Genomic DNA, 23,683 nt, shown 5'->3' with positions numbered 1-23,683 from the left:
GGAGAGTGCGAACTTGACCGAATTCGAAGGCCGGGTAGCGATCATCACCGGCGGCAGTCGCGGTATCGGCAAGGCCCTGGCCCTGGCGCTGGCGCGCCGGGGCACCGCGGTCGTCATCGCCGCGAAGACGATGGAAAGCGGTGGCAGACTACCCGGTAGCGTGCCCGACACCGTGCGCGAGATCGAGGCGCTCGGAGCGCGTGCGCTCGGCCTGCGCTGCGACGTGCGCGACGACGAGGATCTACAGAACGTCGTCGAGCGGACGGTGGCCGAATTCGGTCGAGTCGACTTTCTCGTGAACAACGCGGGCGCGATGTGGATTCAAGCGGTCGAGGCCACGCCGCAGAAGCGGTACGACCTCGTGATGAGCATCAACTCCCGCGCGCCGTTCCTGCTGGCGAACTACTGCATTCCGCATATGCGCAAGGGCAACTGGGGACACATCGTCAACCTGAGTCCGCCACTGGACCCCGACGTGCTCGAGCACGTCGGCGGGAAAGTCGCCTACATGGCGTCCAAGCTGAACGCGACGCTGCTCGCGTTCGGCTTGGCCCAGGAGCTGGCGGGCACGGGGATCGCGTGCAACGCGATCTGGACGCGCACCCTCATCGGCACGCTGGCGACACAGAACCTCGGCCTCGGCAGCCCGGCGGACTGGCGCACCGAGGACATCGTCGTCGACGCCATTATGGCTGTGCTGGAACAGGATCCGGCGAAATTCACCGGCAACGCGCTGGTGGACGACGAGATCCTGGCGCGGTTCAAGGGCATCGACGATCTGTCGCGCTACCGGATGGTGCCCGAACACGAGCCGACGCCGATGACGTGGGAGCGCTGGGACCGGCTCGCCGACGAAGCGCGGCAGAAGTATTTCGCCGCCGTGCTCGCCGCCGATCCGGCCGCCGCGGCGAAACTGTCGGGAGGCGCGTAGCCGTGTCGTTGACCCAACGCATCCGGTCGTACGGGGTCCTCGCGCGGGGCATGCTCGAAGGTGCGGGCTCGAATCGTACGTTGGCGCTCGAGTTCGAGCGGCGCAGCGGGCGCGCCGAGCATGCGGCGCAACCTTTTCTGCTGTACGCCGACGAGCGGTTCGACTACGCGGAGGCCAATCGCCGGGTCAATCGGATCGCCCACGCGTATCGCGAGGAAGGCCTGAGCAAGGGTGACGTGCTCGCTCTGCTGATGGAGAATCGGCCGGAGTTCATCTGGCACTATCTGGCGGCGGGCAAGCTCGGGGTCGTCGTGGCCTTCATCAACACCCAGACCCGCGGCGACGGTTTGGTGCACGCCCTTTCCGCGTGCGGTGCGAAACAGCTGACCGTCGGTTCGGAATGTCTGCCCGCGTTCCTGGCCGTGCGCGACCGGGTGCCGGCCGAGCTGGTCGATCGCTGCCGGGTGGACAAGGACGAAAAAGCGTCCGCCGCAGGCGATGTCGCGGGGATGGTGCGGTTCGTGCCGAGCGAGATCAGCACCGATCCGCCCGAGACGGCGCTGCATTCGCTCGCCGACACCGGCGCCTACATCTTCACCAGCGGTACGACCGGTCTGCCGAAGGCCGCGGTGATGAGCTATCAGCGGTTGACCTCGGTCGGCCGGGTCACCGGCGCGTTGGCGTGGCGTCTGGAGCCGGGAGACGTGATCTACAACTGTCTTCCGCTGTTCCACACCAACGCGTTGGTGATCGCGCTGTCCAGCGTGATCGCGCACGGTTGCACACTCGCGCTGGGGCGCAAGTTCTCCGCGAGTGCGTTCTGGCACGACATGCACCGTTTCGAGGCGACCGGGTTCAACTACATCGGTGAGATGTGCCGCTACCTGATCAACACCGCCCCGACGGAATACGATGTCGGACACCGTATCCGGGTGATCGTCGGGCAGGGGCTGCAAGCCGACGTCTGGGCGACGCTGCAGGCACGGTTCGAAATACCCCGGATCGTCGAACTGTACGCCTCGACCGAGGGCAACATCGCGACGCTGAATCTGTCCGGAGCGGTCGGCTCGGTCGGCAAGCTGCGCCTCGGCGGCAGGCTGGCGAAATGGGACTTCGACCGCGACGATTTCGTCCGCGACGGCGCCCGCCTGGTCGACTGCCGCCCCGGTGAGGTCGGGGTGCTGCTCGGGCCGATCCGCAAGCGCACCCCGTTCGGCGGCTATCGAGACGAACACGCCACGCGCGCAAAGGTTGTCACCAATGCGTTTCGCGACGGCGACGCGCTGTTCAACACCGGCGACATGTTCCGGATCGATGCCGAGAAGAATTTGTTCTTCGTCGACCGGCTCGGCGACACCTTCCGCTACAAGGGCGAGAACGTGTCGACCACCGAGGTGCAGGAGCAACTCGTGCGCTGGCCCGGTATCGCCGCGGCCAACGTCTACGGCGTGCAGGTGCCCGGACGCGAAGGCCGGGCCGGCATGGCGGCCATCGTGCTGGCTCGCGGCTCCCGCTTCGACGGCGTCGAACTCGCGTCGTATCTCGACGCGGTGCTACCTCCGTACGCACGACCGGTTTTCATTCGCGTGTGTCCGTCGCTGGAAACCACGGCAACGCTGAAGCTGGCCAAACTCGCACTGCAACGGGAAGGTTTCACGCCACGGGACGGGGAGCCCATCTATATCCGCGATGCGGGGGACGCCGCCTACCAGGAGCTGACACCGCAGCGCTACGCGGCGATCATGCGCGACGAGCGGGCGTCGGCGACCTTGGAAAGAACTGAGGGCCAATGACACTCGAAGAAACCTACGACCGGGCCGCCGCGCCGCTGGCCATCGAGCGCTCTGGTACCGGCCCGCCGGTCGTGCTGGTGCACGGCGGGATGCCCGCGGCGATGACCTGGGCCGCCCAGCAGGAGCTCGCGCAGCGCTGGTCGCTGATCGTGCCGAGCCGGCGCGGATTTCCGCCGAGCCCGGCCGCGCAGTGGCAGGACTTTCGTGCCGACGCGGACGATTTGGTCGCGCTCATCACGGAAGTGCCTGGGGGAGTGCACCTCATCGGCTTCTCGTACGGCGGTATCGGCGCGCTGCTGGTGGCCGAGCGGTTACCGCACCTGGTGCGGTCGCTGACCGTGATCGAGGCGCCGCTCTGGAACGCGGCGGCCGAGGACCAGCACGTCCGTGAACTGGCCGACCTGTCCGATCAATACGCGCAGAACCCGGACGACGCGGAGGCCGAGCGAAAGTTCTTCGCGGTGGCCGGTGTGGATCCCGCGATGCTCGCCGATGTGGGCGAAGAGGTCAGGCACGCGCTGGAATTCGGACGCAAGCTGCGTTCACCGCGGGAAGCCGAGCCCCGGCTCGACAAGATCGCCGAGGCGGGCGTGCCGGTGCTGGTCTGCTCCGGCGAGCACAACCCCGCCCTCGAACGGGTCTGCGATGCGGTAGCCGACCACCTGGACGCGCAACGGGTCCACCTGCCCGGTGCGGGTCATGCCGTCCAACATGCCCCCGGATTCAACACGATGCTGGAAACATTCCTGACAGCCGCGGAACAGAGCCGCGGCAACGGACGAGGAGGCACCAAATGAGTGATGACGCAACGATTCACGGCCATGAGAAGGTGCTCGAATACACGGTCGAGCTCTTTCGCAGCTTCACCCCGCCCGGCGTGACCCTCCAGCTTCCCCCGCCCTCGGCGAAGGAAATGGACATGCAGTTCGAGGAGTACGTGCCGGGCACCTCGTTGACCGCGACGGTGGCGGCGCCGCCGAGCTACGCCAACGCCGTCGGCATCGTGCAGGGCGGGTTCCTTTCCGCCATGTTCGACAACCTCATCGGTCCGCTCAGTTACCTGACCGCGCGCGGCCCGACGACGACCCTGGAACTGACGACGCACTTCATGCGCCAGACGTTTCCCGGGCAGCGGCTGCGTTTGACCGCCGTCGTGCGCAAGGCCGGCCGCACCGCGATCTACCTTGCGGCGGAAGCACATAGCGAGGACGGGAAGCTGGTGGCGACAGCGGTGTCCACTGTTCAAGTTCTGTCGATGCCGACTCCGTAGTCGACGGTCCACCTTCGCCACGGCGAAGGTGGACATCTTTTCTCAGCGAGGTTTGCGATGCCCTCATTGCTCGAAGTCACAGCGCATTTCTTTCTGCAGGTCGCGATCATTCTGGTGACCTGTCGCCTGCTCTGGCCGTTGTTCCAGCGGCTCGGTCAGGTTCAAGTGGTGGCGATCATGGCCGCCGGCTTCGTTTTGGGGCCATCGGTTTTCGGTTTGATCTGGCCGACGGGGCAGGAGTGGCTGTTCCCCACGACGCTGGACGTGGGCGGGTCCTCGATCACGCACCCGAACCTGACCGCCATCTACGTGGTGGGGCAGCTCGGCCTGGTGTTGTACATGTTCTTGGTCGGCGCGTCGTTCAAGCTGGACATTCTGCGTTCGCACCTGGGCAAGGCGGGAGCGACCTCGGCCGCCGGCATCACTGCTCCGCTGCTGCTCGGCGGAGCGGTCGGCGCCTGGATGGTGAGCCAGGGTGACTACTTCACGAGCAAGGTCGGTACCTGGCAAGGCGGGTTGTTCATCGCCTCGGCGGTCGCGATCACGGCCTTCCCGATGCTGGCCTGGATCATTCATTCCTCGGGTCTGCTGAACACCCGGTTGGGCACCATGTCGCTGTCGTGCGCGGCGGTCGACGACGCCTGCGCATGGGTGCTGCTGGCCACAGTGGTCGCGACGACCAAGGAGAGCATGTCGGGCGCCTTCCTCGCCATCGGCGGCGGCCTGGCGTACCTGATCTTCATGTCCGTTGTCGCGCGCCGCTTCCTGGCCCGGCTGAATACCTGGAAACCGCGTGCAGGCGACAGTGAACGCAGCGGCGGTCTTCCCATCTTCCCGCTCACCGTCGTCTTGTTCGTTGTGCTGCTGGGTAGCTGGTTTACCGACTATGTCGGAATCTACTCGGTTTTCGGCGCGTTCGTGGCAGGCGCTGTGATGCCACGTGGCGAGTTGCTCGACACCATCCGTGATCGCTTCGAGCCCCTGGTCGCGTATTTGCTGCTTCCTGCCTTCTTCATCTACTCCGGTCTCAACACCAAGCTCAGCCTGATCTTCGATCCGACGGTACTGGCGGTGTCGGCCGTGGTGATGCTCGTGTCGTTCGCAGGCAAGTTCGGTGCGATCGGGTTGGTCGCCCGATGGCAGGGCATGAGCTGGCGGGAGGCAGGCGCGATGGGGGCGCTTGCCAATGCCCGCGGGTTGATGGAGCTGATTCTGCTGAATATCGGCCTCACAGCGGGCCTGATCACAGAACAGCTCTACACGGTCCTCGCCCTGATGACGATTGTTACGACCTTCGTGGCCACGCCCGTGATGCGGATGTTCGAACGCAGCGGATGGAAGCACGGCGTCGTGTTCGGGCCGAGCGGTGAAGAGAGCCGCGAGTCACACCAGACTCGAATACCCGAACCGGCCCGAATACCCGAGCAGGCGTTGCGGCACCAGCGGGTCGACGCGGTCGACGGTCCGCCATGACCGTCGGGTTCGGATCGGATCAGGAGAGCCAGGTGCGCACCGGTCGTCGTCGCCCGGTCGAATGGTGCAGCTCCACTGTCGTGCCGCGGCGAAGCCTGCTCGTCGCGTCCGATTTCCCGTTCGCCCGAACGGATTTCGAGCACGCGGTGGCGGTGCACGATGGCTTCGCCTTGGCGGGCACATGTTCCTGGCGTGAGGTGGTAGATCGATCCGCGCGGTTGCGTCCCGACGTGATCGTGCTGGATGCCTCGGTGGCGCGGCTCGGCGGATTGGCCGCGACCGTGGCGCGGCTGCGGGATTCGGACCATCCGCCGATGATCACGCTGCTGGTGGAACACGGTGCCGCCAAGGCGGATATCGAACAGGTCGACGCCGTGGTGGCCAAGGACCGCGGCGTGCTGGCGGTGCTGGAGGTACTGGAGGTACTGATCTCGGGTGCGGTGCTGGCGATGGCGCCGCTGCCGAGTCGGATGCACAGCGGGATGGCGATGGATTTCAAGGCGCGCCAACGCCTTTCCACGCTGACCAAGCGGGAGCGGGAGATCCTGCGGCTGGTCGTGGACGGGCTGTCCAACCGAGAGGTCGGCTCTCGGTTGTTCATCAGCCCGGACACGGTGAAGGAGTACGTCAGTCGTATTCTCGCGAAGCTCGAGGTGACCAGCCGGATCGAGGCCGCGGTGGCCGCGGTCCGCGCGGAGTACGACAGTGGCGACTGGTAGCCGGTGGGTGCGTGCCCTACTGCGGCGCCGTCGCGACCGAGCGAATGGCGTCGGTGACCGTCGCCAACGCCATGAGACGCACCAGGTCGACGTCCGCATCGACGGAACCCGTTGCGGCGGCGATGAATCCGTCGCCGTCGAAGCGGCCGTGCGGCGGCGTGAGGGCGCGCGAGAGGCCGTCGTGCGCGCCCTGCGCGACGATGTGGCAGCCGACCTTGTCCAACTTGGCATTGGTGATCACGGTGCCGATGGTGGTGTGCATCCGCGCCGCGGCCGCCGCGGAGATCATCAGGTCCAATTGGGTGACCGGGTCCAGCGAGATCTCCGCGGCGCCGTCGTCGATATCGCCGAACGCGTTGACCACGCACAGCGCGCCGACCACGAGGTCGTTCCAGCGTCGTTCGGTGTAGGCGAGGCCGCCGGCCCGGCGCGCGCCCGGACCGCGCCAGTGTCCGGTGTACGCGCCGGTGCCCGCCCCGACACGACCGGTGAGCACCTGCTCACCGGTGGTCGCGTGGGCCGCGGCGTAGCCGCGTTCGGCGGTCGGGCGAGCCTTGGGATCGCCTGCGCTCAAATCGAACAGGGCCAGCGCGGGCACGATCGGCACCTTGCCGCCGGGAGTCGACACACCGCGGTCGTGCTCCTCGAGATAGCGCATGACGCCGTCCGCGGCGGCGAGACCGAACGCCGAACCGCCGGTGAGGACGACCGCGTCGATGAAGGGCACGGTCTTGTCCGGCGCCAGCACGTCCAACTCGCGGCTGGCGGGCGCGCCGCCGCGCACCTCACAGGACGCGACGGCGCCCTCCGGCAGGATCAGCACCGTACATCCGGTTTCCCCGTGCGGATCGGACCAGTGCCCGACCCGCACGCCGGGAATGCTTATCGTCATACCCACCTCAGCTCAAGAATTAGTGTTCGCTATCACGACGAAGAAGTCATCCGGGGTCGTGGGGAAGCCCATACGCCGCACATCGGCCGGCACCGGCTGGTACTCGAACAATTGCCGCTCGTTGTATGCGAACAACTCCGCCCCCGTCTGTCCGGCAGAGTATATCGAGACACTCTTCGTCCACGCTATCTGGCGCGGATCGGTCACCGGGAAAAGTGTGACATTCTTGTACCGGTCCGCGTCGGCGCTCTCGCGATAGGGCGGCCGGATGGCCGAATACCGGTCGGCGGTCCAGCCCGCCGCCGAGTAATCCGGCGCACCGGGTTCGTTACCGGTGAAAACGGACAACCACGGCGCCCACGAGGTCAATTTCTCGCCGGGTGCTTCGGCGGCTTCCGCGCGCTGTTGGAGGCGGCTGCCGAATTCTTCTTCGCCCGCCGGTCCCGCAGTGGTCAGCACATGCGGGCGACCGCCGGTCATGGGAGTTGCCGTCACGGTACCGAGACCATCGAACGCGACCACGAAAGCGTTCTGCGGATCGGCGACCACCAGGTGAAAGGCGAACAAAGTACCGGAATCGCCCAAAGCGGGCACCAGCCGCGTGCGCAGGAGTTCCACCGCGTGCTCCGCGGATGCGGCGGTCGCGCAATCCAGACTCAGCCCGCCCGGCGCGATCAATTCGGCGGCGGAATTCCCGTCGGCGTCCGACCGGGTGCGGTCGTCCCATTCCGGCGTGAAGATGCGGCAATAGACGCCGGTGCGCCGATGAAACGCCAGCCACGAGCCGCCGTCGATATCCAGTCCGCCCACCACGTCGGCCAATTCGGGATTGTCCGCCGCCTGCACGGTCCACACCTTTTTGCGGAGATCCGGATTGTCCTGCCAGTGCGTGCCGTACGAAAACGGTTGGGTGAGCCCCAGCTTGCGGGCCGCTTCGAAACCATGCGGCCGATAAATCGAATGGTCCCGGGATTCGATGGCGACGAAGCGCTTCTCGGCGCTGTCCAGGAAAAACATACAGGTGCACATGGTGTTTCCGTTTCACATTTCCCGAAGGTCGGTCAGGGTCAACGAGATGTTGTCGATCAGCCTGGTCTTGCCGACGTGTGCGGCGACCAGCAGCCGGGCCGGGCCCGACGAGGGGGTGGGGCCGAGATCGGGATCCCGCAATTCGAGATATTCGACCTCGACGCCCGTGGCGGCGTCGAGTACCGCGCGGGCCGCGTCGAGTACCGCGGCGGGTCCCCGGTTGCGCACGCCCGCACCCGCCTGCAACGCCGTGGGGATCGCTGTGGCCGAAATCCGCTCGGTGGCATCGAGGTAGCGGTTACGTGAGGACAGGGCCAGGCCGTCCGGCTCGCGGACGGTCGCGACGCCGACGATCCGGATGTCGAAGTTCAGGTCGTGCACCATCTGCTGAATCAATATGAGCTGCTGATAGTCCTTTTCGCCGAAATAGGCGGTATGGGGCCGAGTGATCTGCAGCAGCTTGGCGACCACGGTGAGCATGCCGCCGAAGAGCACCGGCCTTGTCGCGCCGCAGAGTTCGGCGCCGAGCGGGCCGGGCGTGACGGTGGTCCGTGGTCCGGTCGGATACATTCCCGCGAGGGTCGGCGTGAACACCAGCCGCACGCCGGCGGCGCGCAGCCGATCGAGATCGGCCGCCAATGTTCGCGGATAACGGTCGAGATCCTCCGAGGCCCCGAACTGTAATGGGTTGACAAAGATCGAGACAATGCACTCGGCTTCGTTTTTCCGGGCCGCCTCGACCAATGCGAGATGACCGTCGTGCAAGGCGCCCATGGTGGGCACGAAGGTGACCTCGCGACCCTGTGCCCGCAGTTCCGCGGAAATGTGTGAGATCGCCGCCGGATCTTCCAGGACGGTCAATGTTCCCTGTGCATAATTGGTGGCATCCGGTGGCTTCAATGATTCTCCCCTCCGGTTGGCTCCGAACGCGCTTTCGGCAGCGGCAACGGGCGTGTCGATAGATCACTTCGACGGTACCGGAACGCGGTCGTCGACGCAGCTGTTGACGTAATCGAGATCCGTTGTAGATCAAGCGCGTTGGTATCGCGTTCCCTCCGTCGAAACGTTGCCGCCGGTGTGCGCACCGTGATATTGTTCCTTCCGGAACATAAAATATCGACGGCCCTGGGGAGGGTGCCGGCGACCTGGCATTCTCCGCTTGGGAATCAGACGGGTACTCAATGGTCATGCATGCGTCAGAAAACGCCGGTAACCCGGTTGACGGGAATCCGGCCGATCCGAGTCCGACCGAAATAGAGTTTTTGCAGTGGCGTGCGCTGAGCGCGGGTGACGGTGCGAAATTCTATGACCACGCCACGGCGACCGATGCGGTGTTCGCGGTGCCTTCTCCGCATGCTTCGCTGTCCCGGCGGATCATGTTGAACGCGGTCGGTACGGCACCGCCTATCGAGGCTTATCAGATACTCGAGTTCCATGAGCGTTCCCTGGGGCCGGATGCGCATATCGTGTTTTACGAGATGTATCAGAAGCGGGTGGGTCTCGAGGGTATCTATGCCGCCATTTCTACGGTGTATATACGTCGCGACAATCGCTGGCTCATGCAATATCATCAGCAGACTCCGTTGCGCAGAGGATCGGCCGAGGGAGTTTCGCGGTGAGTACCGATTATGACGTGCTGATATTGGGCTCCGGCCTTTCTGGAAGCACGTTGTCGCTGTGTCTGCAGGCGTCCGGGTTGCGTACCTGCATGGTCGACCCGAAGACGCATCCTCGCTTCGCCATCGGGGAATCGACGATCCCGAACACCTCGAAGCTCTACAAGCTGATGAGCATCAAATACGGTGTGCCGGAGCTGGCCGCGTTGTCGTCGTTCGACAATCTCATCGGGTCGGTCGGCACCTGCGGCATGAAGAACAACTTCGGCTTCATCTACCACGAGCCGGGTACCACGGCGCGGCGCGCCCACCAGTTCCCGCTGTCGGAGATCGTGGAAACCGAGTCGCATCTGTTCCGGGCCGATGTCGATCACTGGCTGGCGCTGCGCGCCCGCGACTACGGGGCCGTCCTGCTGGAGGGGGTGGGCGCCCGCCGGCTGGACATCACCGAGGCGGGCGTGTTCTTCGAAGGTGATGAGGGAACCCGGATCTCGGCCGAATATGTGGTCGACGCGGGTGGGCGCGGCTCACCCGTCGCGGCCGCACTGGGGCTGCGCACCACCGAAGGTCTGCGCACCACATCGAAATCCGTGTTCACCCACATGACCGGCGTGACCCCGTTCGACGAGATCACCGCCGTGCACGGCCCGCGTGAATGGCACACGGGGACACTGCATCACGTCTTCGACGGCGGCTGGATGTGGGTGATCCCGTTCGACAACAGCGAGAAATCGTCCAATCCGCTGTGCAGCGTGGGCGTCGTCTGGCGCATCGACGACGGCGACGAGGCGCCGCTGCCGAACCCGGAGCAGGCCTTCGCCGACTTCCTGGCGACGTATCCGGAGATCGGCAAGCAATTCGAGCACGCGCAGAACGCGCGCTCGTGGATCAGCGCCGGCCGGCTGCAATACTCGGCCACCCGGACGGTCGGCGATCGATGGTGTCTCACCTCCAACGCGGCCGGATTCATCGACCCGCTGTTCTCCCGCGGCATGCAGAACACGGCGGTCGTGGTGGACCGGCTGGCCGAACGGCTGGTCGACCGCTTCCGGGGCGGCTTCACGCCGGAGACCTTCGACGACATCGAACAGATGCAGTCCAGCCTGATCGAGGAGAACGACTTCCTGGTCGGCAACGCATTCCGCTCGTTCACCGACTTCGAACTCTGGAACGCGTGGTTCCGGGTGTGGCAGGTGAATCAGGTGACGGGCACCATGCGCACCGAGAACCGATTGCGGCACGTCACCGCGCTCGCCGCCGCGCGCGCCGCCGGGAAGGAGCCGTCGCAGCAGGCCGACGCGGCGCCCGGCACGGGGCTCGACGGCTTCATCGACGCGTTCTATCGGAAGTCGGACCAGATCATGACCGCCTACTGGAGCCGGGCGACCAGCCGCGACACCGCGGTGTCGGAGTTCCGAAAGCTGTTCGCGGCGGTCGATTTCGTGCCGCCGTCGTTCGGGTTGACCGACATGTCCCAGCCCTACTTCGATATCGACATGGACAAAGTAGCCAGCGCGGTCGCCTGGGCCCGCCGGGCCCGGCCGGGGATTCGTGAGCTCTACCTCGGCGGACTGCCCGCTTCGCCAGAGTTGGGTGCAGATGAATCCGATTGATCTCTCCTCGTACGACGACCGGGTCTCGGCCGCGGTGTCCGGCTCCCTGAACGGGCTGCTCAGGTTCGACCGCTCCATGGTCACGTCGCTGGACGCGCTGGCGCCCGACGATGCCGCGCAACCGGTCATCGTGATGCTGCGCGCCTACCTGTACCTGCTGGGCGGGGTTCGGCCGCCGGTGGAAGTCGTTGCCGCCCTGCGGAATATCGATCAGGGCGCGATCACCGCGCTGGAATCGGCGCACCTCGACGCGATCCGGCAGTTGTTGCGCGGCGATTTCGGCGCGGCCGGTACCACCCTGCTGGAGATATCGCGGCAGTTCCCCGCGGACGAACTGGCGTTGGCCGCCGGGCATCAGGTCGACTTCCTGACCGGTGCCACCGAGACGTTGCTTGCTCGCCTGTCCGCGAGTCCGCTGCTGACCGAAGGCGCGACCGAGGCGTATCCGTACCTGTTGGCCATGCTGGCTTTCGCGCTCGGGGAGAATCATCGATTCGCCGAGGCGCACGCGGCGGGCAGCCGGGCACTGGAGCTCGCCCCGGACGACAATCCGTGGGCGGTGCACGCGTGCGCGCACGCCCTGTTCGAAACCAGGGACCACGGTGCGGTGGCGGACCTGCTGTCGGCCACCCGAGCCCGCTGGAACGTCGAAAGTTGCCTGCTGCGTACGCATCTGAGCTGGCACCACGCGTTGAACTCGATGGCGGGTTCCGACCACGACGCGCTGGTCGGGCTCACCGGTGAGGTCACCGGCGTGCTCGGCGCGGAATGCTCGGCCATGCAATTCTGCGATGCCGTATCGCTGCTGTGGCGATTGCGACTGGCGGGCCGGGCCGAGCCGGACGATTTCACGGCGGTCGCGGACAAGGCGCCGGAAATTCGCGCGGCCTCCAATTCGGCGTTCGTGGATCTGCACGTCCTGCTGGCGATCATCGGGGCCGACCGGCACGAACTCGCCGAGCAGCTGGCCAACGAAATCGGGGCGGAGGCAACGGATACCGCCGCGCATCTGATCGGCACCCGGCGCACCGCGGTCGGTGTGGCGGAGAGTTTCCGCTATTACTGCCAGTCGAATCCCGAACAGGCCGTGCGGCGTTTGATTTCCGTTCTGCCCGCCGTGGTGGGCGTCGGCGGCAGCATGGTGCAACGCGACCTCGCCTTGGAACTGCTGGTCACCTGTGACTACGGCCGCAGCGCGGATCTCACGATGCCCGCGGGCATCGATAAACGTCCACTCGTGACCAATCTCCGTTTGTGACAGGAATGAGCGAACGAAATGACTCACGCAACTCTTCCGATCTGCACCCAGACGATCACCGGCCCCGCCGCGTGGCGCAGCAGCGATTACACCGATCCCGACCAGTGGACGACGCCACTGACCACCGATGACGTCGGCGAGTTGTTCGCCGCGTTGCAGCACTGCCGGCGGACCGGCAAAGATCTCGGCGACATCACCCGCGAAGACTTTCCGCTGGACGGGCTGGCGCGCAAACTCGCCGCGCTGTCGGACACCCTCGTCTCCGGGCGCGGGTTCGCCGTGCTCAGTGGTTTTCCGATCACGGCCGATATTCCGCGCTCCGATATCGAACTCATGTACTGGGGGCTGAGCGCGCACCTGGGGCCGGCGGTGACGCAGAACGCCCGCGGCGACATTCTGGTGCCGGTCAAGAACTACGGCAACGGGGGCCTGTTGAACGCGGCGACCCGCGGCTACCAGACCAACGAGGCCCTCCCGTTCCACACCGACAGTTCGGATATCGTCGGCCTGCTCTGCTTGCACTCCGCCGGCGAAGGCGGCTACAGCAGCCTGACCAGTTCGGTGACCATCCACAACGAGCTGCTGCGCGAGCATCGTGAACTGCTCGGCCTGTACTACGCCGGTTTCTATTACGACCGGCGCGACGAAGAGGTCGACGGCGAGCGGCCGTACTACCGCAATTCCGTGTACGCCTGGCACGAGGGACGGCTCACCTGCCGGTACTACCTACGGCAGTTCGTCGAATCCGCGCACGAGCGATTCGATCTGGATCTGTCCCCGGTGGAGCGGTACGCGCTCGACACCTTCGAGGCGATCGCCGCCCGGCCGGAGAACAAGATCACCATGCGAATTCGGCCCGGCGACATCCAGTTCCTCAACAACAATGTGATCGTGCATGCCCGCACCGCATTCATCGACACCGATCAGATCGCCCGTGAGCTACTTCGGCTCTGGCTCAACCCGTTCGGTGCGCCGACGCCGCCGCCCGGACACGCGGCGTTCCGTGAAGGTATGCCACTGAAACAAGTTCGCTGATCGGAGATATCGTGTCATGGGTGTCTGGCTCGATCGGCGTCGAAACGAAGTCAGGAGTGCTGAATTGCAGTCTCGGAGAATGACGGTGCGCACCCGCGGGGGCATCCGTTGAGGCGCGGTCGTCCCGTTGCCGTCGTCGCGCTCGCCTTCGTGGTCTGGCTGACCGGTGTGGCCTGCGGCACCGGCGGCGACGTGGTGCCCGGCGGGGACCCGAGCAAGGCCACCCAGGCCGCGACACCCCCCGACGACCAGCTGAACCTCAACGCGACGGCGAACGTTCGCTTCGCGCTGGAGCCGGTCAGCCTGAACACCTTCACCACCGCGGGCGTCGCGCTCGATCAGGCGTTGCTCGACAACGTATATCAGGGCTTGGTCACGGTGGACGCCGGTGCCCAGGACAAGATCGTGCCCGGCTTGGCGACCTCGTGGGAACAGTCGCCGGACGGGTTGAGCTATACCTTCCACCTGGTGCAGAACGCCAAGTTCCACGACGGCACACCGCTGACCTCTGCCGATGTCGTGTGGTCGTTGCAGCAGCAGATCGCACCGGGCTCCAAGTCGCTGCGCGCGGCCGAGCTCGCGTCCATCGCGTCGGTGTCCGCCGCCGACCCGGCCACCGTGACGATCCAGCTGAAGCAGCGCGACACCAACCTGCTGTGGAACCTGACCCAGCGCGGCGGCATCGTCTACAAGACCGGCACCGATTTCGCCGCCCTCGACGGCGCGGAGAACGGTTCCGGGCCGTTCCGGCTGGCCCAGTGGAACCGTGGCTCGACCCTCACCCTGACGCGGTGGGACGACTACTGGGGGCCGAAGCCGAAGGTCGCAAAGGTGGTGTTCCACTACATCATCGACGCCAATACCGCGAACAATGCCGAACTGACCGGGCAGCTCGACGTGCAGACCGCGACCGATCCGACCCTGCTGCAACCGTTCACCGACAGCGACAAGTTCAGCGTGCTGCGCGGGACGAGCACCGACGAATACACCCTCGCCTTCAACGAAGCAAACCCGATCCTGGCGAATCCGGATGTGCGCCATGCCATCCGGCAAGCGCTGGACAAGAAGGCGATCATCAAGGCCGTGGGTGCGGGTATCCAGATCGGTAGTCCCGTGCCGCCGCAGGATCCTTGGTACGAGGACCTGACCTCGCTGGACGAATACAACCCGGAGAACGCGAAGAAGCTGCTCGCCAAGGCCGGGTACGGCAACGGGCTGACGCTGTCGGTGGAATATCCGAACCACTACGTCACCGCGCTGAGCGACATCCTGGTCTCCAACCTCAAAGACGTCGGCATCACGCTCAACGTCCGGGTGGTCGAGTTCCAGACCTGGTTGTCGAAGGTGTACAAGAACCACGATTACGAGTTGAGCGTGGTCAATCACGCCGAGGCGCGGGATGTGAACAACTACGCGCGTGCCGACTACTACTTCGGCTACGACAACAAACAGGTCCAGCAGTGGTATCAGGAGGCGCGCACCGCGGACAGTGAGGATGCGCGTAATGCCCTGCTGCGCAAAATGACCCGGCAGATCGCCGAGGACGCACCGTGTGACTGGTTGTTCCTCGTCGAGCTGAACACGGTGGTGCGCAAGGGGGTTTACGGTGTGCCGCAACATGAGACCAACAACCGGTTTCCGCTGACCGAGCTGGCGGTCGCCAAGTGACGGAGGTCTTTTGCTCTGGTATGTGATCCAGCGAGTGGGGCTGCTCCTGGTATCCCTGGCGGTGGCGAGCGTGCTCGTCTTCGCGCTGCTGCGGTTGCTGCCCGGTGACGTCGCGGCGACCGTCGCCGGGCTGCAGGCGACACCGGAGCAGATCGCCGCCATCCGCACCGATCTCGGTCTGGATCGGTCGCTGCCGGAGCAATACCTGTCCTGGATCGGCGGGGTATTCCACGGCGATTTCGGCCATTCCCAGCTCAACGGGACTTCGGTGGGGCCCGAGTTGCAGCAGAAACTGGCCGTCACGGGCCCGCTGATCGTCGGATCCTTGCTGATCGCACTGTGTTTGGCGGTAACGCTGGGCACCTGGGCGGCGATCCGGCATCGCAGCCGGACCGGTGAGGCGGCAAACGCCTTGTCGCAGCTCGGTATCGCGGTGCCGGGCCTGTGGCTGGCGATGCTGCTGATCCTGGTGTTCGCAGTAGAGCTGAAAGTGTTGCCCGCACAAGGATTTCCGGCCGATCGCTGGGCCGAGCCGGGCGACGCGATGCGCAGCCTGATCCTGCCGTGCGTGACGCTCGGGTTGTCCGAGGGCGCGGTGCTGTTCCGGTTTGTGCGCTCGGCCATCCTGGGGGTGCTGTATTCGGAGTATCTGCGCACCGCGCGGGCCAAGGGACTGACTCGCACACAGGCGTTGGTACGGCACGGTTTTCGCAATGCCGCGCCGCCGGTGGTCTCGATCCTCGGGTTGCAGTTCGCGGTGTTGATCGTGGGTGCGGTGGTGATCGAGCGGGTGTTCACCCTGCCGGGCGTGGGCAGCATGCTGCTGTCCGACGTGGCGAATCGCGACCTGGTGAAGGTGCAGGGCGAGGTGCTGCTGATCGTCAGCGCGGTACTGGTGATCGGTTTCGCGGTCGACATCCTGCACCGGCTCATCGATCCACGGGTGGAGGCGACGTTGTGATCCGAGCCGTCGAGCGGCCGAAGTGGCGGCGCAGGCGCCGTGCGGTACAGGTCGTGCTCGCCGCCCTGATCCGAAAGCCCAGTGGCGCTTTCGGGGTGACCATGGTCGCCACGCTGGTGGTGGCGAGCGTGGTGTCGCTGTGGTGGACCCCTTACGACCCGCAGGCCACCGACCCGGGTCGGGCCTGGCTGCTGCCCTTGCGCGAGGGGCACCTGCTCGGTACCGACCGGGTGGGGCACGACGTGTTCAGTCAGGTGCTGGCCGGTGCGTGGCAGACCCTCGCGGTGGCGCTGGTGGTCGCCGCGATCGCCGGCACGCTCGGCCTGCTGCTGGCGATGGCCGCGCAGCTGTCGCCGCACCCGGTCGGCTCGGTGGTGGTGCAGCTGATCGACATCATGATCGCGTTCCCGGCGCTGTTGCTCGCGATGGTGCTGGCCGCCGTGTACGGCGGGTCGATGCTGACAGTCGCGGTGGCCATCGGCATCAGCTCGGGCGTCGCGGTCGCGCGGGTGGCGCGTGCCGAAGTGGCGCGCGTGCTGACCAGCGATTTCGTCCTCGCCGCCCGGGCTGCCGGGGCGTCGACGGGACGGATCGTGGGCAAACACCTGCTGCCCGCCATCGCGCCGACGCTCATCGTGCAGCTGTCCTGGGTGATGGCGCTGGCCGTGCTCGCCGAGGCGGCGCTGACCTACCTGGGTTACGGCAGTTCGCCGTCGGCGCCGTCCTGGGGCGGCATCCTGCGCGCGCAACAGGACTACATCAAGGTGCGGCCGCTGCTGGTGGTGTGGCCGGGTCTGGCGGTGGCGCTGACGGTGCTCGGCTTCAATCTGCTGGGTGACGCGCTGCGCAGCGTCACCGATCCGCGGCTGCGCAAAGGGGTGCCGACTCGATGACACTGCTGAAGGTGACCGGGCTGACGGTCGAGATCGGCGATCGGGTGCTGCTCGACGCCGTCGACTTCGAGATGGTGGCCGGCGGCCGGCTCGGCCTGATCGGTGTGTCCGGATCGGGGAAATCTCTGCTCGCCCTGGCGATCATGGGTTTGCTGCCGGAGGAGGCGCGGGTGCGTGGCAGCATCACGCTCGACGGTGTGGAGCTGCTCGGGCTGGACGACCGGCGGTTGTCGAAGATTCGCGGCAGCCGGATGGCGATGGTGTTCCAGGAACCGCTGTCGGCGTTGAATCCGCTGATGCGCGTGGGCAAGCAGATCGCGGAACCGCTTCGGCTGCACCAGAAGATGGGCCGGCGCGCCGCCGACGTCGCGACCATCGAGCTGGCGGCTCGCGTCGGCCTGCCGGACCCGGCGCATATCGTGCGCGCGTTCCCGCATCAACTCTCCGGTGGGCAGCGGCAGCGGGTCGGCATCGCGATGGCGCTCGCCGCGAAGCCTGCCCTGTTGATCGCCGACGAGCCGACGACGGCGCTCGATGTCACCGTGCAGGCCGAAATCCTGGCCCTGCTGGCGGATTTGGTGTCCGAGGAAGGTTCGGCGCTGCTGTTCGTCACGCACGATCTGGCGGTGCTCGCGCAGGTGACGCAGCGGGTGCTGGTGCTGGGGGAGGGGCGCGTGCTGGCGGACGGCGATCTGGCGCAGACCCTGCGCGAGTCGAAGCATCCGTACCTGCGAACGTTGTTGGAACTCGCGCGGGCGTCGTCGTTCCGGCGCGGTACGGCGAAGGTGAGCACCGGCTCCGCGGAGGTGATTTCGTGATCCTGTTGGAGGCCGACGACCTCAGCCGATCGTTCCGCTTGCCGCGCACCCGACTGTTCGGCCACGCTCCGCGCCGGGACGCGGTTCGTGCGGTGAGCCTGACGCTGGCCGAGGGCAGCCATCTCGGCATCGTGGGCGAGTCCGGTTCCGGGAAGTCGACTCTGCTGCGTCTGCTGCTGGCCCTCGATCGTCCCGATGGGGGTGCGGTTCGCTATCAGGGCAAGCCGGTCCGCGGCCGCGACCTGACCTGGTTTCGCCGGGAAGTCCAAGTGGTGCTGCAAGATCCGCTGAGTTCGCTGGACCCGCGCATGATCGTCGGCGATTCGATCGCCGAACCCCTGGAGTGCCTGCGGATCCCGGGCAACCACGACTACCGCGTGGCGGAATTGCTCGTCGCGGTCGGCCTGGAACCCGATGCGGCGGCACGATATCCGCATGAGTTCTCCGGCGGGCAGCGCCAGCGCATCGCGATCGCCCGCGCGCTCGCGCCGAACCCGAAGGTGCTCGTCGGCGACGAACCGTTCTCTGCCCTGGACGCCCCCACCCGCGCCCAGATCATCGAACTGCTGCGCGATCTAGTGGAGAAGTTCGGTCTCTCGCTGATCCTGGTCTCCCACGACGTCGGCGTGGTACAGCAACTGTGCGATCAGCTCCTGGTGCTGAAAGACGGAGAAATCGTCGAACGCGGCGCCGCGGAAACGGTGCTCGCTCACCCTGAGCACCCGTACACACGGGCGCTCTTGGACGCCGTGCCGACGTTGCCGTTCTGAGCACCGCCACAGCCGGACTCCTGTCTTCTGATCCATCCAGAAGTATCGACGAGGAACCGGCCCTGAACTCATCGGTGTGGTCGACCGCCTGCACTGCGGTTGCTGAAGATTTTCTCTGGATCCTACTTGCACTCTCCTGTGCCGAGTGCTAAATATTATCTATGTCAGATGACAGAGGTTATCTGAGTTTCCACCGATCGAGAATGGAGTGAGTTGGAGGTGGCGACCATGCTGATGCGTACCGATCCCTTCCGTGACCTGGATCGCCTGACGCAGCAGGTCTTCGGTACACCTGCGCGCCCGGCGGCCATGCCGATGGACGCCTGGCGGGACGGCGATGAGTTCTTCGTCGAATTCGACCTGCCCGGTATCGACCCGGACTCCCTCGACCTGGACGTCGAACGCAATGTCGTGACCGTGAAAGCCACTCGCCCGCAACTGGATCAGAGCCGGTCGATGATCGCCGCGGAACGCAGCCGCGGCGTGTTCTCCCGTCAGCTGTTCCTTGGCGAGAACCTCGACACCGACGCGATCCGTGCGGACTACCGCGACGGGGTGCTGCGCTTGACCGTGCCCGTCGCGGAGAAGGCCAAGCCGCGCAAGATCGAGGTCATCCGCAGCGAATCCGCCGACCGTCAGGCCATCAACGCCTGAACCGGCCAGGTCCCGCTCCGGAGGTCCTGCAATGCGGAGTGCGATCGATACACCGGTCGAGGAATCGACCGCGGGGCCGTGGTGGCGCGAGCCCGAACTGCTGGGCTTGGATCCGGACGTCGAGCGATTGTTCGCCGAGGTCGACGCCGTGCTGCGGGAAGCCGCGCGCCCGCGGCCGCAGCGGCCGTACGAGCCGTCGTCCCGGCGTTCGTGCCCGGCACCGGACCGGAAACGGCCGCGAGGTGCCGGACGCCGTCCCGGCCCGGCGCGCGCGTGCCAGCGTGGACCGCCCAACCGTGTTCGCCCGGTTGGCAACTGATGAAAGCGAGGTGATGCCTGTCAAAACACGCAACCACGGGTTTCTCGGTTGGGGGCGCGGTCGTGTCGCCCCGGGCCTGCACCCTTGCACCGCGTCGTCAGGACCGACGTAACCGCGACGGGTGCCCGGCCACCTTGTATGGCAGCAGGCGCTGCGATACCCGGCCCCCACCGAGCTGTTGAGCAAGACCATCACGTTTTCGAAATCTCTTCCGCCGACCGGTGGGCCCGCACGGGCGCTGCTCGCGGGCCCACCGGTCCTCCGCGCTCTTGCCGGCGCCCCCGGCGAGACGGTGCGAACCCCTCGGCACGAGAAAGGAGATCGCGATGACCACCTTCGTTCCCGACGGCAGCGACGTCGACCGCGCCGGACAGCACGCCTTCGCCGATGAGCGCGACCGCGACCTCGGCCTCGACACCACCGCCGTGCACCCGGTGGCCGAACGCATCCGCGCCGCGTTCGACGCCGCCGACATCACCGACCGCATCGACCAGAACTGGATCACTCCCGCCCCTTTCGACGATGACTACTACTGCCTCGCCTATTGATACGCACACCGACCCGGCCGCGTCCCGCTGGCACCGCGGGCGGGTGAGTTGGTTCGACAGCGCGAAAGGGTTCGGGTTCCTCACCGCCCCGACCGGAGCCGCGGTGTTCGTAGACCACAGCGTGATCGACATGCCCGGCTACAAGACCCTCGCCGCCGGACAGCGGGTCGAATACACCGCCACCGATACCGGCCGGGGCCTCGAAGCCACCCGCGTCGTGCCTGGTCCCTGCGCTGCAGAGCGCAGCCTCCACCACCGGGATCGTCTACCGATCCGCCGAAGTCGGTCGACGTGCCTGGCCAGGGCGTCCTGACTCTCCACTACACCGGAAAACGTAATGACCACAACAAGTTCCGCTACCGTCCGCACGCACACCACGCCGGGCCGGGGCACCGCGATGGTGCATCGGTCCGGCTCCGGCCCGCTTCGCCCGTGGTGGGAAGCCCGGACGGTGCCGACCGTGCCCGCCGCCCCCGCAGTTCCCCGGTCGCCCGACCCCCGCCACCCGCGGGCCCGAAATCCCTTCCTGCACTTGTGTAAACCTGCCCGCGTCACCTACCGCTGACCCTCGTCACGCTCGGCGCACCCACCCTGCGGTTCACGATGTGGCGGCATTCGGGTAGATGCGGTGCGGCGTGCCGAAGACGAGGGTTCCGCGTTTGTCCTGCATCACCTGGTCATAGGCGTCCCAGTCCTGGGCGACGTCGGCCGCGGCGAAGATATCGCCAATCACCAGCCGTTGTCGTTCGGCGTCGATGCCGGTATCAAGGTCGTCGGGCCCGACCAGCTGTGCTGTTCCTTCGACGGTGGTTCACTGCCAGCCCGCGCGGATGGCGAGTGTAATGGTCGGATCGGCCCGCAGGTCGGCGAGTTTCACAGTGGCACTGGGGGATACCAATACGACCGGGTCGGCGCCGGGGTGCGGCAGCACCGCGGCGGTGACGACAGTGGCGTGCGGGGTGCCCTCCGGGGTCTTGCGGCAAGCCCCCAGCGTCACCGCCGCCCAGGTGACCCACCTGACCCGGTCCACCGCCAACCCGAACAGCCGATGAAGCGGACAGTTGGTATGACGTAGCCCACACTCGCTCGTCACACGCTGGGATAGCAACCCTCGTAGTATCGACATTCAGCTCAGCAAGCAAGGGGCGTTCGCAGAGGTGGACGACCTGTTCGAAGCTTTGACTTGGGAGGAGGGATGGGGCAGGCGGTCGCACTGTATGTGAAATCGGTAGGTCCCATCCTTGGCCGACGAACACCCTCCGCCGAGGATCGTTTGTGTGACTCGGGGAGTGTCGTTGTCGAAGGTTCGTATTCTCGGCGCAGTCGGCGTCGTTGTTGTGCTCATCCTGGCCGGCTCGCTGTACTTCGGCTTGCGCGACAAGTCCGATGAAGCGCCGGCGAAGCAGAAAGCGATCTCGGTCGCGGTCGATATGACCAATCTGCCGCAGCGCGTGGTTCAGGTGAAACAGACGATCCCCGTTCAGTCGGGCGAGGTGGAATTGCTGTTTCCGCAGTGGCTGCCCGGCAACCACTCGCCGTCCGGTCCGATCGACAAGATCGGGGGTATCACGTTCACCAACGCCGGGAACGAGCTGGAGTGGAAGCGTGATCCGAAGAACGTGTATGCGTTCAAGGTCGCGGTGCCCGACGGCGTGGACTCGATCGACGCCCGCTTCCAGTACCTGACTCCCACCGACTCCACTCAGGGGCGCGTGGTGATGACGCCGAATATGCTGAATCTGCAGTGGAATGCGGTGGTCCTCTATCCGGCCGGCCCGCCGGCCAGTGAGATTCCCTTCACCGCGAGCGTCACCTACCCACCGGGATTCGAGGCCGGAACCGCGCTGGATATCGCCGGCAAGGACGGCGACACCGTGAACTACAAGACTGTTCCGTTGGACATCCTCGTCGATTCGCCGGTGTACGCGGGGCGCTATCACAAGGAGTTCGACCTGGCTCCCGGCGCGAAACCCCCGGTGCGGCTGCAGGTATTCGCCGACGCGCCGGAGCAGCTCGAGGCCAAGCCCGAGCACATCGAGCTGCACAAGGCGCTGGTGCAACAGGCCGTGAAACTGTACGGCTCGCAACACTACGATCACTACGACTTCCTGCTGTCGCTGTCGGACCAGCTCAGCTCCAACGGATTGGAACACCAGCGGTCCAGCGAAAACGGTCAACCCACGGACTATTTCACCGGGTGGAATCCTGCGGTCGGCAGCGCCGATCTGCTCGGACACGAGTACACCCATTCCTGGAACGGCAAGTTCCGCCGCCCGGCGGACCTGTGGACGCCCAACTACAACGTCCCGATGCAAGACAGTTTGTTGTGGGTCTACGAGGGACAGACGCAGTATTGGGGCAACGTGCTCACCGGCCGGTCCGGTTTGCGGCCCGTGGAAGTCTCTCGTGATGCGTTGGCTTCGGTGGTCGCCACATACACCGACAATCGGCCCGGACTTTCTTGGCGCACTGTGCAGGACACCACCAACGATCCCATCATCGCGCAGCGGCGTACGAAGCCGTATCGGTCGTGGCAGCTCAGTGAGGATTACTACCAGGGCGGGCAACTGGTGTGGCTGGGTGTGGACGCGCGGATCCGCGAACTGTCCGGGAACACGAAGTCGCTCGATGATTTCGCTCGCGCGTTCTTCGGTGTCGACGAAAACAAGTGGGAGTCCCAGAACACCTACGATTTCGACGACGTCGTCTCGACCCTGAATGGCGTGGTCGCCGACGATTGGGCGAAGTACTTGCGCGATCGCCTCGACGGAAAGGAACCGTTCGCCTCGAGCGTCGAGAAGACGGGCTGGAAGTTGGTCTACGACAACAACCCGGGCGCCTTTCTCACGGCCCAGATGAAAACGGCCGATGGTGCTGTCAACTACACCTACTCGATCGGTCTCAACGTGTCCGGCGCGGGCAAGGTCACCGACGTGCGCTGGGACGGACCCGCGTTCAAGGCGAAAGTCGGCACCGGGATGACGGTGGTTTCGGTCAACGACGCACCCTATTCCCAGGCGACGATGGAAGCCGCGATCGAGGCGGCCAAGACGAACCCGGCCCCGATCCGCTTGCAGGTGAAGGACTTCGATCAAACCCGGACCGTCGAAATCAACTACCACGACGGCCTCCGCTACCCCCACCTGCAACGCATCGAAGGCACCCCGGACTACCTCACCCAAATCCTGGCCGCCCGCAACTAGCGGCTGCCTGCCGCGCATAGGGTGGTGTCCCGCGCGCGTGTCTTTCGACTGACACGCGCGCGGGACGCTGGAATCTGCGCGGGCGTTGGCCGTTAGCGGTCGGTGAGGGCGGTCAGCGTGAGGCGGGCGCCGTGGGCGGGGACGTTGGTGATGTTGCGGACGCGGCCGGGTTCCGGTGCGCCGGGCAGTGTCAGTCGGTAGCGGGTGAGGACGGTGCGTA

At 66.0% G+C, this 23,683-nt stretch carries 25 protein-coding genes; 20 read left to right on the top strand and 5 right to left on the bottom strand.

All coding sequences use genetic code 11. The features are described from left to right. Nucleotides 1–13 precede the first annotated feature (13 nt). From NBRGI_RS42055 to NBRGI_RS42030, 6 genes are read left to right on the top strand one after another with little or no spacing between them, the layout of a single operon-like run. Nucleotides 14–931: an SDR family oxidoreductase gene (locus tag NBRGI_RS42055; protein WP_051728448.1), complete on the top strand. Its 918-nt coding sequence runs from the start codon at nt 14–16 to the stop codon at nt 929–931. Between the two features lie 2 nt (nt 932–933). Next, the gene (locus NBRGI_RS42050; RefSeq protein ID WP_051728447.1) at nt 934–2,724 is read left to right on the top strand and encodes a long-chain-acyl-CoA synthetase; all 1,791 of its coding nucleotides are present in this window, start codon (nt 934–936) and stop codon (nt 2,722–2,724) included. Further along, nucleotides 2,721–3,521, top strand: a complete 801-nt coding sequence (locus NBRGI_RS44805) for an alpha/beta fold hydrolase (protein WP_051728446.1) — start codon at nt 2,721–2,723, stop codon at nt 3,519–3,521. Before NBRGI_RS42050 ends, NBRGI_RS44805 begins: the two co-directional genes overlap by 4 nt. Then, nucleotides 3,518–3,994: a PaaI family thioesterase gene (locus tag NBRGI_RS42040; RefSeq protein ID WP_014984581.1), complete on the top strand. Its 477-nt coding sequence runs from the start codon at nt 3,518–3,520 to the stop codon at nt 3,992–3,994. Before NBRGI_RS44805 ends, NBRGI_RS42040 begins: the two co-directional genes overlap by 4 nt. 57 nt (nt 3,995–4,051) lie before the next feature. Continuing rightward, complete coding sequence (locus NBRGI_RS42035; RefSeq protein ID WP_029903739.1) at nt 4,052–5,467, top strand: cation:proton antiporter; 1,416 nt, start codon at nt 4,052–4,054, stop codon at nt 5,465–5,467. Continuing rightward, nucleotides 5,464–6,186: a response regulator transcription factor gene (locus tag NBRGI_RS42030; protein WP_029903737.1), complete on the top strand. Its 723-nt coding sequence runs from the start codon at nt 5,464–5,466 to the stop codon at nt 6,184–6,186. The genes NBRGI_RS42035 and NBRGI_RS42030 overlap by 4 nt, the downstream gene beginning before the upstream one ends. Nucleotides 6,187–6,202: 16 nt before the next feature. Here NBRGI_RS42030 and NBRGI_RS42025 read toward each other — a convergent pair whose 3' ends face one another. From NBRGI_RS42025 to panC, 3 genes are read right to left on the bottom strand one after another with little or no spacing between them, the layout of a single operon-like run. Further along, entirely contained in the window at nt 6,203–7,078 is an 876-nt protein-coding gene (locus NBRGI_RS42025) for a P1 family peptidase (RefSeq protein ID WP_029903735.1), read from the bottom strand. Between the two features lie 12 nt (nt 7,079–7,090). Next, nucleotides 7,091–8,095 (bottom strand): hypothetical protein, encoded by a 1,005-nt coding sequence (locus NBRGI_RS48435; protein ID WP_029903733.1) that lies wholly within the window; start codon nt 8,093–8,095, stop codon nt 7,091–7,093. Between the two features lie 24 nt (nt 8,096–8,119). Beyond that, entirely contained in the window at nt 8,120–9,007 is an 888-nt protein-coding gene (panC, locus tag NBRGI_RS42015) for a pantoate--beta-alanine ligase (protein ID WP_036562840.1), read from the bottom strand. Between the two features lie 287 nt (nt 9,008–9,294). Between panC and NBRGI_RS42010 the strand changes: the two genes are divergently transcribed. From NBRGI_RS42010 to NBRGI_RS50060, 13 genes are all read left to right on the top strand, one after another. Then, nucleotides 9,295–9,726 carry a hypothetical protein gene (locus tag NBRGI_RS42010; RefSeq protein ID WP_148311167.1) on the top strand — a complete coding sequence of 144 codons (432 nt, stop codon included), beginning with the start codon at nt 9,295–9,297 and terminating at the stop codon, nt 9,724–9,726. Beyond that, a complete protein-coding gene (locus NBRGI_RS42005) occupies nt 9,723–11,336 on the top strand; it encodes an NAD(P)/FAD-dependent oxidoreductase (RefSeq protein ID WP_063726395.1) in 1,614 nt (537 codons plus the stop codon). Before NBRGI_RS42010 ends, NBRGI_RS42005 begins: the two co-directional genes overlap by 4 nt. Next, entirely contained in the window at nt 11,323–12,594 is a 1,272-nt protein-coding gene (locus NBRGI_RS42000; protein WP_029903726.1) for a hypothetical protein, read from the top strand. The genes NBRGI_RS42005 and NBRGI_RS42000 overlap by 14 nt, the downstream gene beginning before the upstream one ends. 18 nt (nt 12,595–12,612) lie before the next feature. Further along, the gene (locus tag NBRGI_RS41995; protein ID WP_051728443.1) at nt 12,613–13,629 is read left to right on the top strand and encodes a TauD/TfdA family dioxygenase; all 1,017 of its coding nucleotides are present in this window, start codon (nt 12,613–12,615) and stop codon (nt 13,627–13,629) included. Nucleotides 13,630–13,737: 108 nt separating this feature from the next. After that, nucleotides 13,738–15,297 carry an ABC transporter substrate-binding protein gene (locus tag NBRGI_RS41990; RefSeq protein ID WP_029903722.1) on the top strand — a complete coding sequence of 520 codons (1,560 nt, stop codon included), beginning with the start codon at nt 13,738–13,740 and terminating at the stop codon, nt 15,295–15,297. Between the two features lie 10 nt (nt 15,298–15,307). Then, nucleotides 15,308–16,258: an ABC transporter permease gene (locus NBRGI_RS41985; protein WP_029903720.1), complete on the top strand. Its 951-nt coding sequence runs from the start codon at nt 15,308–15,310 to the stop codon at nt 16,256–16,258. Then, nucleotides 16,255–17,151, top strand: coding sequence for an ABC transporter permease (locus tag NBRGI_RS41980; protein WP_195135098.1), 897 nt, complete (start codon nt 16,255–16,257; stop codon nt 17,149–17,151). The genes NBRGI_RS41985 and NBRGI_RS41980 overlap by 4 nt, the downstream gene beginning before the upstream one ends. Next, entirely contained in the window at nt 17,148–17,969 is an 822-nt protein-coding gene (locus NBRGI_RS41975; RefSeq protein ID WP_029903716.1) for an ABC transporter ATP-binding protein, read from the top strand. Before NBRGI_RS41980 ends, NBRGI_RS41975 begins: the two co-directional genes overlap by 4 nt. Next, nucleotides 17,966–18,739, top strand: coding sequence for an ATP-binding cassette domain-containing protein (locus tag NBRGI_RS41970; protein ID WP_029903714.1), 774 nt, complete (start codon nt 17,966–17,968; stop codon nt 18,737–18,739). Before NBRGI_RS41975 ends, NBRGI_RS41970 begins: the two co-directional genes overlap by 4 nt. A gap of 228 nt (nt 18,740–18,967) precedes the next feature. Continuing rightward, nucleotides 18,968–19,393 carry an Hsp20/alpha crystallin family protein gene (locus NBRGI_RS41965; protein ID WP_029903712.1) on the top strand — a complete coding sequence of 142 codons (426 nt, stop codon included), beginning with the start codon at nt 18,968–18,970 and terminating at the stop codon, nt 19,391–19,393. A gap of 31 nt (nt 19,394–19,424) precedes the next feature. Further along, entirely contained in the window at nt 19,425–19,712 is a 288-nt protein-coding gene (locus NBRGI_RS41960; protein ID WP_029903711.1) for a hypothetical protein, read from the top strand. Nucleotides 19,713–20,038: 326 nt separating this feature from the next. Further along, nucleotides 20,039–20,260 (top strand): hypothetical protein, encoded by a 222-nt coding sequence (locus NBRGI_RS41955; RefSeq protein ID WP_029903709.1) that lies wholly within the window; start codon nt 20,039–20,041, stop codon nt 20,258–20,260. Next, on the top strand, nt 20,235–20,573 hold the full coding sequence (locus tag NBRGI_RS50060) for a cold-shock protein (protein WP_081878469.1): 339 nt from the start codon (nt 20,235–20,237) through the stop codon (nt 20,571–20,573). Before NBRGI_RS41955 ends, NBRGI_RS50060 begins: the two co-directional genes overlap by 26 nt. Before the next feature lie 285 nt (nt 20,574–20,858). Here NBRGI_RS50060 and NBRGI_RS49765 read toward each other — a convergent pair whose 3' ends face one another. Both NBRGI_RS49765 and NBRGI_RS47095 read right to left on the bottom strand, forming a co-directional pair. Continuing rightward, complete coding sequence (locus tag NBRGI_RS49765; protein WP_268808481.1) at nt 20,859–20,993, bottom strand: hypothetical protein; 135 nt, start codon at nt 20,991–20,993, stop codon at nt 20,859–20,861. Between the two features lie 78 nt (nt 20,994–21,071). Beyond that, nucleotides 21,072–21,290: a hypothetical protein gene (locus NBRGI_RS47095; protein WP_051728442.1), complete on the bottom strand. Its 219-nt coding sequence runs from the start codon at nt 21,288–21,290 to the stop codon at nt 21,072–21,074. 259 nt (nt 21,291–21,549) lie between these two features. On the opposite strand from NBRGI_RS47095, the gene NBRGI_RS41940 reads away from it, so the two are divergent. Further along, nucleotides 21,550–23,463 carry a M61 family metallopeptidase gene (locus NBRGI_RS41940; RefSeq protein WP_029903705.1) on the top strand — a complete coding sequence of 638 codons (1,914 nt, stop codon included), beginning with the start codon at nt 21,550–21,552 and terminating at the stop codon, nt 23,461–23,463. The last annotated feature ends 220 nt before the right edge of the window (nt 23,464–23,683 follow it).

The organism is Nocardia brasiliensis IFM 10847 (assembly GCF_000710915.1).
Classification (GTDB): domain Bacteria; phylum Actinomycetota; class Actinomycetes; order Mycobacteriales; family Mycobacteriaceae; genus Nocardia; species Nocardia brasiliensis_A.
Note: the sequence above shows the minus strand (reverse complement) of the source record. Positions and strands in the feature narration are given on the sequence as shown.